14 protein-coding genes are annotated in these 13,006 nt (G+C 70.7%); 9 read left to right on the forward strand and 5 right to left on the reverse strand.

Features of this window, described 5'->3' with window-relative positions:
• The first annotated feature begins 1 nt into the window (after window position 1).
• The 3 genes from hutH to YWW_RS0106420 are packed head-to-tail and all read left to right on the forward strand — an operon-like array spanning window position 2 to window position 2,690.
• Complete coding sequence (gene hutH / locus YWW_RS0106410; RefSeq protein WP_026929468.1) at window positions 2–1,540, forward strand: histidine ammonia-lyase; 1,539 nt, start codon at window positions 2–4, stop codon at window positions 1,538–1,540.
• Window positions 1,541–1,566: 26 nt separating this feature from the next.
• Window positions 1,567–2,181 (forward strand): helix-turn-helix domain-containing protein, encoded by a 615-nt coding sequence (locus tag YWW_RS34860; RefSeq protein WP_081687238.1) that lies wholly within the window; start codon window positions 1,567–1,569, stop codon window positions 2,179–2,181.
• Window positions 2,178–2,690 carry a DUF6036 family nucleotidyltransferase gene (locus YWW_RS0106420; RefSeq protein ID WP_026929469.1) on the forward strand — a complete coding sequence of 171 codons (513 nt, stop codon included), beginning with the start codon at window positions 2,178–2,180 and terminating at the stop codon, window positions 2,688–2,690. Before YWW_RS34860 ends, YWW_RS0106420 begins: the two co-directional genes overlap by 4 nt.
• Window positions 2,691–2,853: 163 nt before the next feature.
• On the opposite strand, the gene YWW_RS0106425 is transcribed toward YWW_RS0106420, so the two are convergent.
• Window positions 2,854–3,540, reverse strand: a complete 687-nt coding sequence (locus tag YWW_RS0106425; protein ID WP_026922456.1) for an IclR family transcriptional regulator domain-containing protein — start codon at window positions 3,538–3,540, stop codon at window positions 2,854–2,856.
• A 178-nt stretch (window positions 3,541–3,718) separates the two neighbouring features.
• On the opposite strand from YWW_RS0106425, the gene leuC reads away from it, so the two are divergent.
• The 3 genes from leuC to YWW_RS0106440 all read left to right on the forward strand — a co-directional run bounded on the left by leuC (window position 3,719) and on the right by YWW_RS0106440 (window position 6,492).
• Window positions 3,719–5,071, forward strand: a complete 1,353-nt coding sequence (leuC, locus tag YWW_RS28700; RefSeq protein WP_051325444.1) for a 3-isopropylmalate dehydratase large subunit — start codon at window positions 3,719–3,721, stop codon at window positions 5,069–5,071.
• Between the two features lie 14 nt (window positions 5,072–5,085).
• Window positions 5,086–5,685, forward strand: a complete 600-nt coding sequence (gene leuD / locus YWW_RS0106435) for a 3-isopropylmalate dehydratase small subunit (protein ID WP_026929470.1) — start codon at window positions 5,086–5,088, stop codon at window positions 5,683–5,685.
• A gap of 237 nt (window positions 5,686–5,922) precedes the next feature.
• Entirely contained in the window at window positions 5,923–6,492 is a 570-nt protein-coding gene (locus tag YWW_RS0106440) for an HU family DNA-binding protein (RefSeq protein WP_026929471.1), read from the forward strand.
• A 312-nt stretch (window positions 6,493–6,804) separates the two neighbouring features.
• On the opposite strand, the gene YWW_RS28705 is transcribed toward YWW_RS0106440, so the two are convergent.
• The 4 genes from YWW_RS28705 to YWW_RS0106460 form a co-directional block, all read right to left on the reverse strand.
• Window positions 6,805–8,115, reverse strand: a complete 1,311-nt coding sequence (locus YWW_RS28705; RefSeq protein ID WP_425402682.1) for a D-arabinono-1,4-lactone oxidase — start codon at window positions 8,113–8,115, stop codon at window positions 6,805–6,807.
• Window positions 8,116–8,253: 138 nt separating this feature from the next.
• Window positions 8,254–9,144, reverse strand: coding sequence for an NUDIX hydrolase (locus YWW_RS0106450; RefSeq protein ID WP_026929472.1), 891 nt, complete (start codon window positions 9,142–9,144; stop codon window positions 8,254–8,256).
• A 49-nt stretch (window positions 9,145–9,193) separates the two neighbouring features.
• Window positions 9,194–9,391, reverse strand: coding sequence for a hypothetical protein (locus tag YWW_RS0106455; RefSeq protein WP_026929473.1), 198 nt, complete (start codon window positions 9,389–9,391; stop codon window positions 9,194–9,196).
• 6 nt (window positions 9,392–9,397) lie between these two features.
• On the reverse strand, window positions 9,398–9,613 hold the full coding sequence (locus tag YWW_RS0106460; protein WP_026929474.1) for a hypothetical protein: 216 nt from the start codon (window positions 9,611–9,613) through the stop codon (window positions 9,398–9,400).
• A 489-nt stretch (window positions 9,614–10,102) separates the two neighbouring features.
• Between YWW_RS0106460 and YWW_RS0106465 the strand changes: the two genes are divergently transcribed.
• From YWW_RS0106465 to YWW_RS0106475, 3 genes are read left to right on the forward strand one after another with little or no spacing between them, the layout of a single operon-like run.
• On the forward strand, window positions 10,103–10,888 hold the full coding sequence (locus YWW_RS0106465; protein WP_211228452.1) for a lysophospholipid acyltransferase family protein: 786 nt from the start codon (window positions 10,103–10,105) through the stop codon (window positions 10,886–10,888).
• Between the two features lie 11 nt (window positions 10,889–10,899).
• Window positions 10,900–11,904 carry an NAD(P)H-dependent glycerol-3-phosphate dehydrogenase gene (locus YWW_RS0106470; RefSeq protein WP_026929476.1) on the forward strand — a complete coding sequence of 335 codons (1,005 nt, stop codon included), beginning with the start codon at window positions 10,900–10,902 and terminating at the stop codon, window positions 11,902–11,904.
• A complete protein-coding gene (locus YWW_RS0106475) occupies window positions 11,897–12,946 on the forward strand; it encodes a D-alanine--D-alanine ligase family protein (protein WP_026929477.1) in 1,050 nt (349 codons plus the stop codon). The genes YWW_RS0106470 and YWW_RS0106475 overlap by 8 nt, the downstream gene beginning before the upstream one ends.
• The last annotated feature ends 60 nt before the right edge of the window (window positions 12,947–13,006 follow it).

Consider the following 13,006-nt stretch of genomic DNA (forward strand, 5'->3'; position numbering starts at 1 on the left):
GATGACCACCGTCCAGATCAAACCCGCCGGTATCACGCCCGAGGACGTCATCGCCGTCGCCAGGGACCGGGCCGAGGTCGTCATCGACTCGGGCGCCGTCGAGGCGATGCGCCGCAGCCGCGAGATCATCGACGGCATCGACCGCGACGGCCGGCCCGTCTACGGCGTCTCGACCGGCTTCGGGGCCCTGGCGGGCACGTTCATCGAGCCCGAGCGGAGGGCCGAGCTCCAGCACGCGCTCATCCGCTCGCACGCGGCGGGCGTCGGCGAGCCGATGCCGAAGGAAGTGGTCCGGGCGATGATGACGTTGCGGCTGCGCTCCCTCGCGATGGGCCGGTCGGGAGTCCGCCCCGAAGTCGCGGCCGCAATGGCGACCCTGCTCAACGCCGGTATCACTCCGTGGGTGCCGCGTCACGGCTCGCTCGGCGCCTCCGGCGACCTGGCGCCCTTGGCGCATTGCGCGATGGTGCTGCTGGGGGAGGGCTGGGTGCTCGCCGACGACGGCGGACGCGCCGGCGCCCGCCCCGCCCTGGAGGCCGCCGGGATCGCGCCGATCACCCTGTCGTCCAAAGAGGGCCTGGCACTGATCAACGGCACCGACGGGATGCTCGGCATGCTGATCCTGGCCGCCGCCGACGCGAGGCACCTGCTCGCCATGGCCGACGTGTGCGCCGCGCTGTCGATCGAGGCGATGCTGGGATCCGACCGGCCGTTCATGCCCGAACTCCACGAGATCCGCCCCCAGCCCGGCCAGGCGACGAGCGCGGCCAACATCCACATGCTGCTCCAGGACTCCGAGATCATGGACTCCCACCGGGACGACCTGCTGCACGCCGTGCAGGACGCCTACTCGATGCGCTGCGCCCCGCAGGTCGCCGGCGCCGCCCGGGACGTCCTGGCCTACGCCGAAGGGGTGGCCGCGAACGAGCTGCGGTCGGTGGTCGACAACCCGGTGGTCCTGCCGGACGGGCGGGTCGAGTCCACGGGGAACTTCCACGGCGCCCCGCTCGCCTACGCCGCCGACTTCCTGGCGATCGCCGCGGCCGACGTCGGCTCGATCGCCGAGCGGCGCGTGGACCGGCTGCTCGACGTCACCCGCTCCCGAGGGCTCCCGGCCTTCCTCAGCCCCGACCCGGGCGTGAACTCGGGGCTCATGATCGCCCAGTACACGGCCGCCGGGATCGTGGAGGAGAACCGCCGCCTGGCGGTCCCCGCTTCGATCGGCTCGGTCCCCACCTCGGGGATGCAGGAGGACCACGTCTCGATGGGCTGGTCGGCCGGTGCCAAGCTCCGCGAGGTCCTCGACAACCTCGGGAGCCTGCTGGCGGTCGAACTCCTGGCGGCCGTCCGGGGCGTCCAGCTCCGCCAGCCGCTGATCCCGTCCCCGGCGGCGAGAACGGCCATAGCGGCCGTGGAGCCCATCGCGGGCAAGCCCGGCCCCGACCAGTTCATGGCCCCGGTCATCGAACAGGTGAAGAACTTGGTCACCGGCCCGTCCTTGAAGGTCGACATCGAATCCGCCATCGGCCCGCTCCAATGATATAGCGAATACGCTATAATTGATGCGTGGACAGGCTTTCATCGACGGTGGTCGAGCGTTTGCGGGCGGCTCGGCTCGAACTGGGGCTCTCGCAGGCCGACATCGCCGACCGGATCGGCACGACCCAGTCCGCCATCGCCCGCCTCGAATCCGGCCACTCCGACCCGCGGCTCAGCACGCTGGAGCGATACGCCCGAGCCGTCGGCGTGGAGCACGCCTTCGAGGCGGGGCGCACGACAGCGCCGACGCTGGAGCGAACGGCCGACGAGGTCCGGGCCTCGCTCAAGGCCGGTGAGGCCGGTGAGGCGCTCCGCCACGTCATTCAGTTTCTCGACGACATCGACGGTGTCGACCGAGCCGCAGTGCGGCAATCCGTACGCGTCGAGCCGGACGGCACCGGAGACGAGCGGTGGGACGCGCTCTTGGCGGGCATAGCCGAATACGCCAGCCGCCGTGCGGGCCTGTCCACTCCCGGGTGGGCGAGTGCGCCGGGGCGTTTCCTCCGGAAGTTCTGGTTCGTGGTCGAAGAGCTCATGGGCAGGCCGATGCCCGGACTCGCCGCGCTCTCCGCCGGCTCCGCCTCACCGGAACTGGCGAGCCGCGGCGTGTTCCTCGACCGTGCTTCGCTGGAGAGCGTATGAGCCTGCTCGACAGAGACGCCATCCTGGAGTTGCTGACGGATCTGGGGGCGACGCTCGCCGACGCCGGTGAACGGGCGGAGCTCTTCCTCGTCGAAGGAGCGGCGATGGCCTTGGCCTACAACACCAGGCGTGCCACGCGCGACCTCGATGCGATCTTCGATCCGAAGCAGGTCGTCTACGAGGCGGCCAGGGAGGTCGGGGAGCGCCATGGCCTTCGCGATGACTGGCTCAATGACGCGGTGAAAGGCTTCCTCCCCGGCATCGACCCGAATGCGACGGTCCTGTTCGACGCGCCCGGAATCGCGGTGCGAGTGGCCTCGCGTCGCTACCTGTTCGCCATGAAGGCCGTCGCCGCCAGGGTCGAGCGGGACGCCGAAGACCTCGTGACGCTCTACCGCCTATGCGGATTCGCCTCCGTCGACGAGGCCCTCGCCTGTGTCGAGGAGACCTATCCGCCGCATCTGCTCCCGCCTAAGACCGAGTTCCTGGTGCGGGAGCTTCTCGGCTGAGGGGGGTCCGACTCCAGGTCGATCTCGCGCGGCAGTTCGCGGCGGAGGTCGGAGGTATCGGGGAAGTCGTCGATGCAGGGCGGTTCGCGAAGCAGTTCTTTGAAGGACCGTGTTTCGGCGGGGCGCCGCTCGTCATCGCCGTTTGGCATGACCGCTTCCCCTCTCAGAGGCCGGAGAGCTTCTGGCCGGCGCGGATGACGGCCATGCCGAGGCGGTCGCCGGGGCGGCGGCCGAGGCGCTCCAAGGGGCCCGAGACCGAGATCGCGGCCACGACGCGGCCGGTCTTGTCGCGCACCGGCGCCGAGACGCTGACCACGCCCGCCTCGCGCTCGGCGACCGACTGGGCGAAGCCCCGGCGGCGCACCTCAGCGAGGGTCTTGGAGGAGAAGCGGCACTTCGGCAGCAGTGGCAGGATGCCCTCCGGCGGCTCCCAGGCGAGCAGCACCTGCGCGCCCGAGCCCGCGGTCATCGGCAGTGTCGCGCCCACCGGGACCGTGTCGCGCAGTCCCGAGGCCCGCTCGGCGGCGGCCACGCAGATGCGCTCGTCGGCGCGGCGGCGGTACAGCTGCGTCGACTCGCCGGTCTGGTCCCGCAGGAGGTTCAGGACCGGTTCGGCGGCGCTGAGGAGGACGTCGGCGGTGGAGCCGGCGAGCTCGCCGAGCTTCGGGCCGGGCCTCCAGCGGCCCTCGTGGTCGCGTTGGAGCATCTCGTGGGCCTCGAGGGCCTGGGCGAGACGGTGGGCCGTGGCCCGGGGGAGGCCCGTCTCGTGCACGAGCTCAGCCAGGCTGGCGCCGTTGGTGCAGGCCGTGAGGATGAGCACCGCCTTGTCGAGGACGCCCACTCCGCTGATAGTATTCGTTCTCACGAGCTGAACATTACCTCCCATTATTCGAGAAGTCCAACGACTGGGATAGAAGATGTCACGTACACCACAAGGAGCCGAGGCAGCGCGGCCGAGCTCATCTACGCTTCCGCGGGCGTCAGCGCGGCCGAGGACCCTCGCCGAGAAGGTCTGGGACGACCACGTAGTGCGATCCGACGGCGAACAGCCCGATCTGCTCTACATCGACCTGCACCTGCTGCACGAAGTCACCAGCCCGCAGGCGTTCGACGGCCTGCGCCAGGCCGGGCGCAAGGTCCGCCGCACCGACCTCACCCTCGCCACCGAGGACCACAACACGCCCACCGACAACCTGTTCACCATCGCCGACCCGACTTCGCGCAAGCAGATCGAGACGCTGCGCGCGAACTGCGAGGAGTTCGGCGTGCGGATCCACTCCCTCGGCGACGCCGAGCAGGGCGTGGTCCACGTGGTGGGCCCCCAGCTGGGCCTCACCCAGCCGGGCATGACCGTGGTCTGCGGCGACTCCCACACCTCCACGCACGGCGCGTTCGGCTCGATCGCGTTCGGCATCGGCACCAGCGAGGTCGAGCACGTGCTCGCCACCCAGACCCTGCCGCAGTCCAAGCCGAAGACGATGGCCGTCACCGTCGACGGCTCCCTGCCCGAGGGCGTCAGCGCCAAGGACCTCATCCTCAAGATCATCTCGATCACCGGCACCGGTGGCGGCAAGGGCCACATCGTCGAATACCGCGGCCAGGCCATCGAGGAGCTCTCCATGGAGGGCCGCATGACGGTGTGCAACATGTCCATCGAATGGGGCGCCAAGGCGGGCCTGATCGCCCCCGACGAGAAGACCTTCGAATACGTCAAGGGCCGCGCCCACGCGCCCGCGGGCGAGGAATGGGACGCCGCCCTCGAGTACTGGCGGAGCCTCAAGACCGACGAGGACGCCGAATTCGACCGCGAGATCGTCATCGACGCGGCCGAACTGAGCCCCTTCGTCACCTGGGGCACCAACCCCGGCCAGGGCGTCGAGCTCTCCGGAGCCGTGCCCGACCCGGCCTCCTTCGACGACCCGATCGAGCGCACCACCGCCGAGAACGCCCTGACCTACATGGGCCTGGAGGCCGGCACGCCGATGCGCGAGGTCGACGTCGACGTGGTCTTCCTCGGCTCCTGCACCAACGGCCGCATCGAGGACCTCCGGGCCGCCGCCGAGGTCATCAAGGGCCGCAAGGTCGCCGACGGCGTCAACATGATGGTCGTGCCCGGCTCGGCCCGCGTGCGCGAGCAGGCCGTCGCCGAAGGCCTCGACAAGGTCTTCACCGAGGCCGGGGCCGACTGGCGCTTCGCCGGCTGCTCGATGTGCCTGGGCATGAACCCGGACCAGCTGACGCCCGGCCAGCGGGCCGCCTCCACCTCGAACCGCAACTTCGAGGGCCGCCAGGGCAAGGGCGGGCGCACCCACCTCGTCAGCCCGGCCGTCGCCGCCGCCACCGCCGTCGCGGGCCGCCTCGCCGGCCCGGCCGACCTGTAAGAGAGGACAGCGACATGGAGAAAGTCACGACGCACACCGGCCCCGCGGCCCCGCTGCGGCGCTCGAACGTCGACACCGACCAGATCATCCCCGCCGTCTACCTCAAGCGGGTCACCAAGACCGGTTTCGAGGACGGGCTGTTCGCCGAGTGGCGCGACGACCCCGCCTTCGTGCTGAACCAGGACGCCCACCAGGGCGCCACGATCCTCATCGCCGGAACCGAGTTCGGCACCGGCTCCAGCCGCGAGCACGCGGTGTGGGCGCTGAAGGACTACGGCTTCAAAGCGGTCATCGCGCCCCGCTTCGGGGACATCTTCCGCGGGAACTCGCTCAAGAACGGTCTGTTGACAGTGGAACTGCCCGCCGAGGCCGTCGAGGCCCTCTGGGACGCCGTCGAGGCCGATCCGGGCCTGGCCGTCACCGTCGACCTGGTCGAGCGGGAAGTCCGTGCGGGCGAGCGGAGCTGGCCGTTCGAGTTCGACGACTTCGCCCGCTGGCGCCTGATGGAGGGCCTCGACGACGTCGCCCTGACCCTCCGCGACGAGGCCCGGATCGCGGCCTTCGAGTCGAACCGGGACGCTTGGCGGCCTAGGACTCTGCCGAGCGCCGCCTAGCGCCCGAAGCCCGATAATCGCATCACTCATGTCTGGAGCCGGTGGGCCCCCACCGGCTCCAGGCGTGTTTCGGCCCGTCCCAACGGGGTTGTGAGCGTCGATTTCGGGCGTCCAAATAAAAAAGCCCTGCGACACAAGGGGTTTTTTCCCCGAAACAGTTGCGTTCGCTTTCGAAACGTCATACCGTGCGCTTAACGGCTGGTTTAGCTAGACAACCTTATCGGGAGGGAAGGACTCGTGAACAAGGCAGAGTTCGTAGACCGGATAGCCGCTCGCACAGGAGACCGTCAGGCCGCGAAGGAAGTCGTGGATGTGGCGATCGACGAGATTCAGCGTGCGGTGGTGAAAGGGGAGAAGGTCTCCTTCGCCGGATTCGGCGTCTTCGAGAAGCGCCAGAGGGCCGCGCGCATGGCGCGCAACCCTCGCACTGGTGAAGCGGTGAAGGTCAAGAAGACGGTAATCCCGGCGTTCCGGCCCGGTACGGGCTTCAAAGAACTGGTGACGGGAAAGCGGAAGATGCCCCGAGCGGCAGCCGCGAAGAAGACCGCCGCCGCGCCCGCCTCGAAGTCGACGGCGAAGAAGTCCGCCAAGAAGGCGGCCAAGAAGACCACGCGGGCCGCCGGCGCAGGCACCCGCTCGGTCGCCACAGGCAGGGTCTCGGGCACCAAGCGCGCCGCCAAGAAGACCACCGCCAAGAGCACGGCCAAGAAGGCGACGCGGAAGACGGCCACCAAGGCCACCGCCAAGAAGACCGGGGCCAAGAAGACGCCGGCGCGCAAGACCGCTGCCAAGCGCGGTCGCCGCTGAAGCTCTACGGCCCGGTCGCATTCCGGGTCTCCGCGAAGCGGCAACATCGCACTCGCACGGGGACAGAGGGCATTCAGGATCCACCTGGATGCCCTCGGCTGTGCCCGCACCCGCCCGCGGCCGCGCGGAGCGGCGCCGGCGGGCCTCAGACGGGCCGTGCCGGGCCGAATCCGGCCCGCCCGCCCTCGCCTCGCCCCCTGAACCGGACGCCGCCGCGCGGCGGCGCACCCGCCGCCCGTTCACCGTGCCGCCGGGTACCCGGATATGCGCCCCGATATCCGCGCGTCCTTCCGTCCTCTCGGCGAAGCCCATTTATGGCTCGGCACTGTGAGCGAACAAACGGACTCGGATTCGACTGCGCCCCGAGCCGCCCGGCACAGCGCTGTGTAATCGAGCGCTTCCGCCGAGCAGTTCCGCGCAGAAGTCGTTCGTGAACTTCTCCTCTGGATCGACGCGGTCCCGCAGTTTTTCGAAGTCCCCCATTCGGGGATATTGTGAACGGATTTCGGCAATGGGAATCGTGAACAATTTCCCCCAATGGGGTCGAGGAGTGAACGAAGCGAGCGCTTCCTCCACCACTCCCATGACCGGCTGAACCGATTCATAGTCGCGCACCCACGTGAAGTGGAAGCCCACAGTGTCCCGTCCATAGGCCGGTGAAAGCCACAGATCGTCGGCCGCCATCGTGCGCACTTCGCTGATCTGCACCACCGGCGCGAGCCGCTCGGAGACCGCCCGCAGCGCCTCCAGCGCCGCCGGCGCGTCGGCCCGGTCCACCAGGTACTCCGACTGGAGCTCCTCGCCCGCGCTGGGCGTGAACTCGGGCCGGAAGTGCGGCAGCCGCTCGTGCGCCGGCCCGGTCCGCCCCTGCTGCTCGGTGCACGCCGCGGGGTCGACGCCCGGGATCGGGTGGCGCGGGCCGTCGGCCAGCGGCGCCCCGAACCACTGCGTGGGAGGGAAGGGCTGCGTCTGGTCGGCGGCGCGCTGCTTCGTCCAGAACTGGAACGACGGATCGGCGCCCCAGCCGGTGAACATGCTCGTGCTGTACGCGGCCGAGGTCAGCTCGTCGAAGTGGGCCACCGCCGCGTCGAAACCGAGCCCGTCGTAGGCGTACTGGCGCATCTCGAACGCCGGCAGCAGGTCCAGCGTCACGGCCGTGACGACCCCCAAGGCGCCCAGATGGACCACCGAGCCCGCGAAATCGGGCTCGCCGCGCCTGACGGTGCGGATCTCGCCGTCGGCGTCGATGAACTCCAAGGCCGCCACGGCGGTCGCGAGGTTCCCGCTGCGGTCGCCCGAGCCGTGCGTGCCGGTCGCGATCGACCCGGCCACCGAGATGTGGGGGAGCGAGGCGAAGTTGTGCAGCGCGAACCCGGCCTCGTGGACGGCCCGCCCCAGGGCCGCGTACGTGATCCACCCCGAGGCGCGCACTTCGCGCCGCTCGGCGTCGATCACGACCTCCGGTTCGATCCCGCTGAGCGAGAGCAGGACGCCGGGCGAGTCCGCGATGGCGTTGAAGGAGTGGCCCGAGCCGAGCACCCGCAGCCGCGATGCCGCGGCCACGACCTCGCGGGCCGCCTCCAGGCTCGCGACCGGCTCGAACCGCTCGGGCGCGAAGCCGATGTTGCCCGCCCAGTTGGTGAGCGGCGAGTCCCCCGGTCCGCCCGGCGAGCTCGATCCCTGCGGTGACGTCGGTGAGCCACGGTCTGGCACGACTACCTCCTTGAGAGCGGTTGCGGGGGCAACGGTACCTCTGCCCGCTCAGAGCCGCTCGACGCCGATGAGCCGCTGTCCGGCCAGTGAGAGGACCCAGCCCTCGCCCGCCCGCGTCGAGACGTCGGCGACCGCCAGTTCGTCCTCGTCGGCCAGGATCGCCACCGTGTCGCTGATGACCTCCGGCTCGGCGCACACGATCGAGCACCCGCCCGCCGAGGCCAGCTCCCGCAGCCGGGTGCCGGAGCGCACGGGGCTGCGCCCGTGCGCGTCGGTGTCGAACACCGAGTCCCCGGTCAGCCGGCAGCGGACCGCCTGAGCCACCGGTTCGAGGGTCTGCACGCTCGCCCTGCCGGTCGCGCTCAGCGCCCGCTCGGGCTGGTACAGCGCCGCCAGGGCCGCCAGCCGCACCGCCTGCTCGCGGCCGGTGCCGCTCAACGGACGCGTGACGGCCGGCCCGTCGAAGCCGCGCTCGACCTCGGCGGGCGCCACCAGCAGCACAGTGGCGGTGACCGCGGGCAGCGCCGAGAACGCCTTGAGCGCCTGCTGGTCCCGCGGCCGGGAGAGCATCCGGCGCGCCTCCGCCAGCGGCAGCCAGCGCCGCTCGCCGATCTCCTCGTCCGCGGTGAAGCCCGCCTCGGGCTTCTCGGTGCGCATCGACCAGAAGTCGACGGTCTTGTGCACGTCGCCGTCCGGGTTGGGCAGCACGTAGGAGGCCCGGCACAGCCACATCTGCGGGATGACCGGCACGCCGGTCTCCTCCTCGACCTCGCGGCACGCGGCCGTCAAGGGATGCTCGGCGTCGTCGAGCTTGCCCTTGGGCAGCGACCAGTTGCCGACCTTGGGCCGCCACACGGCGACCACTTCCATGCGTCCGCCCTCGCCCGCACGCCACAGCACCCCGCCTGCGGCGGCCACCCGCTTCTGTGTCCCGCTCACGCCTCATACCGTACTGGGATCGGGCCACGAACGGGAACCCCCGACACCCCTAGGGGCGCATGGTGAGGATGCGGACCGCGACGATCGATCCGTCCGCGTCGGCCTCGAGTTGGACGCGCTGGCCCGGGCGCAGGAACCGCAGACCGGAGACGGCGAAGGCCGCCGCGTCGAAGGCGACGCGGCGGCCCGAATCGAGGACGACCTCGCCGGAGGCGTCCTCATTGAAGCTTGCGACTGTACCCTGCAAGGGGGGCTACCTGCGGAGCTGCTTGCGGTCGGAGCCGCTGATGGCGTTCTTGGCCTTCCAGCCGAGGAACACCAGGCCGCCGACGACGCCGACGACGAGGGCGATCTTGATGAGGAGACCGAGGGCGCCGAAGACCCAGCCGATCACCGTGGCGACGAGCCAGATCGCGACGATCGCGCCGCCGAACAGGGCCGCGAGCCATCCGAGGAGACGCCAGTTCATATCATTCACTCCGGTCGAGTTCGAGGTCGTTGCCGCCACAACGTGTCGGCAAGGTCGATGTCATTGTGACTCTATGATGACATCATTCGCTGGTCGGCGCAAGACGCCTCGGCGAAGCTCACGAGCCTCGGCTCGGCTCCGCGGGCATCCGCCGCGCCGCCCCAGGTCCGGTGCGGCGACCGACACCGGCCCGCGGCACCGCCGAGCGCTCTGGCGGGGAACCGATCCCGCCGCCGAGCGCGGCCGGTACCGGCGGCATCACGCCCAGTGCGATACTGCTGCGGCGCCTGAGGCGGACCCCACGGCCCGGTTCCCGTCTCCCTCCCCGGGCGGGAGGGGCTATAGAGTGCTCCCCACACAGACGATCCCACAAGCCGAGCCTGCGGAGGGCGCGCGGTCGCCCCTCCCGACGGGAAGGCCCGCGAGCCGCACATCGGTCCCGCCGAAGCCCGCGAACCGAGCCTCGGCACACTGAGAAGGAGCGACCAGGTGACCAAGGAGACGGCCGAGGCGCACTACGCCTTCCGCCGGCCCGGAGGCGATCGGCTGAACGGCGTCGTCCACACCGTCGGCGGCATCGTCAAGGGCGCTCTGCTGCTCCTCACCAGGCGCCACTGGGCCGGCATGCGGCACGTCCCGCTCACCGGCCCGGTCATCCTCGTGTGGAACCACTACTCCGACTTCGACCCGCTCCCGATCGCCCACTACGTCTACAACTCCGGCCGCCACCCGCGCTTCCTGCTCAAGGACACGATCCTCAAGATCCCCGTGGCCGGCCCGATCGTCAGGGCCACCGGCCAGGTCCCGGTCAAGCGCGGCAGCGCGGACGCCGCCGACTCGCTGCGCGTCCTGCGCGAGATCCTCGCCGCAGGCGGCAGCGTCATCATGTCCCCGGAAGGCACCGTCACCAAGGAACCGAACCGCTGGCCCATGCGCGGCAAGACCGGCGTGGCCCGCCTCGCCCTCGAGACCGGCGCCCCCGTCGTCCCGCTCGTCCAATGGGGCTCCCTGGCGATCCACGACCGCCACCGCAAGCCCAAGTTCAAGCTGTTCGGCAAGCGCAGGCCCGTCACCGTCAAGGCCCTGCCGCCGGTCGACCTCTCCGAATGGCAGGGCGCGGAGATCACCCGCGAGACCCTCACCGCCGTCACCGACCGCATCATGGAGGCCCTCCGCGAAGGCCTGGCCGAGCTGCGCGGCGAGAGCGCCCCGCCCCTGTTCGACTCACGCGAGAACCGCCGGAACCGAAGCGAAGAAAGCGAGCCGACCGAGTGAGAGCAGCCGTCATGGGAGCCGGATCGTGGGGAACCGTGTTCGCCAAGATCCTCGCCGACGCGGGCACGCCTGTCACACTCTGGGCGCGGCGCTCCAGCGTCGCCGACGCGATCAACGAGCACCGGCGCAACCCGGACTACTTCCCGGACATCGCCCTCCCCGACCGCGTGGCGGCCACCGGCGACCCCGCCGAGGCCCTGCGCGGCGCCGGCATCGTCGTGCTCTCGGTCCCCAGCCAGACCCTCCGCGAGAACCTCGCCGCCTGGTCCGAGCACCTCGACCCGGACGCGACCCTGCTCAGCCTCATGAAAGGCATCGAACTGGGCACCACCGCGCGCATGACCGAAGTCGTCGTCGAGGCCACCGGCGCCGACGAGAAGCACGTCGCGGTCCTGTCCGGCCCCAACCTCGCCCGCGAGATCGCCGAGGAGCAGCCGACCGCCTCCGTCGTCGCCTGCCTCGACCACGACCGCGCCGTCGCCGTCCAGCGCGCGGTCACCACCGCCTACTTCCGGCCCTACACCAACACCGACGTGGTCGGCTGCGAACTGGGCGGGGCGACCAAGAACGTCATCGCCCTCGCCTACGGCATGGCCGCGGGCATGGGCCTGGGCGACAACACCAAGGCCACGATCATCACCCGCGGCCTGGCCGAGACCACCCGCCTGGGCATCCGGCTCGGCGCCGACCCCGCGACCTTCGCCGGCCTCGCCGGCCTCGGCGACCTGGTCGCCACCTGCTCCTCACCGCTGTCCCGCAACCACACCTTCGGCGAGCAGCTCGGTCTCGGGGCGACCTTGGAAGAGGCCGCCCGCGTCACCAGGCAGACCGCCGAAGGCGTCAAGAGCTGCCGGTCGATCACCGACCTGGCCCGCAAGGTCGGCGTCGAGATGCCGATCTGCGACGCCGTCGAACGCGTCTGCCACGAGGGACTCGACCCCCGGGCCGCGGTCGCCGAGCTGATGGGCCGCGAGACCAAACCGGAAACCGACACTTTGAGGTCAAACAATGCCTAAGCCAACCGTCGCCGTGTTCTTCGGCGGACGCAGCGTCGAACAGCCCGTCTCATGCGCCTCCGGCTCGGGAGTGGCCCAGGCCCTGCGCGCACGCGGCTACGACGTCACCGCCATCGGCATCACCCGCACCGGCGAGTGGGTGCAGCTCCCGCAGGACGCCGCCTTCGCGATCGACGGCGCCGAGCCGCTGCCGGAGATCACCGCCGACTCCGGCAAGGCCGTCGCCGTCGAACTCGGCCCCGGCGCCTCGCCCGTGGCCGACATCGCCTTCCCGGTCCTCCACGGCCCCTACGGCGAGGACGGCACCCTCCAGGGGCTGTTCGAGATGGCCGACCTGCCCTACGTCGGCTCCGGGGTCCTGTCCAGCTCGGTGAGCATGGACAAGGAGTTCACCAAGCGCCTGCTCGCGGCCGAGGGCGTCCCGCAGGGCGCCTGGGCCGTCCTCAAACCCGGCGAGGAGCTCGACGCCGAGGCCGTGATCGAGGAGCTCGGCCTGCCGCTGTTCGTCAAGCCGGCCCGCGCCGGCTCCAGCCTCGGCATCAGCCGCGTCAAGTCCCGCGCCGAACTGGCCGAGGCCGTCGCCGCGGCCCGCGAGATCGACCAGAAGGTCGTCTTCGAGGCCGCGTTCATGGACGTCCGCGAGATCGAGATGGGCGTCCTCGCCACGCTCGACGGCGGTCTCGAGGTCACCTACCCGCTCGAAGTGCTCGCGATGGGCGAGGACGGCTGGTTCGACTTCGACGCGAAGTACCTCGACAACCCCGAGCCGTTCAACCTCAAGCCCGACTTCCCCGAGGGCGTCGCCGAGCAGGCCCAGGAGCTGGCCCGGAAGGTCTTCCGGCTCCTCGACTGCCGCGATCTGGCCCGCGTGGACTGCTTCCTGGCCCCCGACGGCACCGTCTACCTCAACGAGCTCAACACCATGCCGGGGCTCACTCCGATGAGCGGCGTCCCGCAGGCGTTCGCCGCCGCCGGGACCTCCTACGAGGAGCTGGTAGAGCGCCTGGTCACTCTCGCGGCGGCCCGCGCTGGCCGCTCCTGACCTCGGCGCGTACCCTGGTCTCGGCCTTCTTTCTCGAAAGAAAGCCCAGCCGTATACCCG

It is taken from the genome of Glycomyces tenuis DSM 44171, assembly GCF_000427885.1.
GTDB lineage: Bacteria > Actinomycetota > Actinomycetes > Mycobacteriales > Micromonosporaceae > Glycomyces > Glycomyces tenuis.

Coding starts and splice junctions, on each gene's coding strand:
- YWW_RS0106470 (WP_026929476.1), top strand. CDS start 10,900: ATGGGAGCCGGATCGTGGGGAACCGTGTTCGCCAAGATCCTCGCCGAC.
- leuD (WP_026929470.1), top strand. CDS start 5,086: ATGGAGAAAGTCACGACGCACACCGGCCCCGCGGCCCCGCTGCGGCGC.
- hutH (WP_026929468.1), top strand. CDS start 2: ATGACCACCGTCCAGATCAAACCCGCCGGTATCACGCCCGAGGACGTC.
- YWW_RS0106475 (WP_026929477.1), top strand. CDS start 11,897: ATGCCTAAGCCAACCGTCGCCGTGTTCTTCGGCGGACGCAGCGTCGAA.
- YWW_RS0106460 (WP_026929474.1), bottom strand. CDS start 9,613: ATGAACTGGCGTCTCCTCGGATGGCTCGCGGCCCTGTTCGGCGGCGCG.
- YWW_RS0106420 (WP_026929469.1), top strand. CDS start 2,178: ATGAGCCTGCTCGACAGAGACGCCATCCTGGAGTTGCTGACGGATCTG.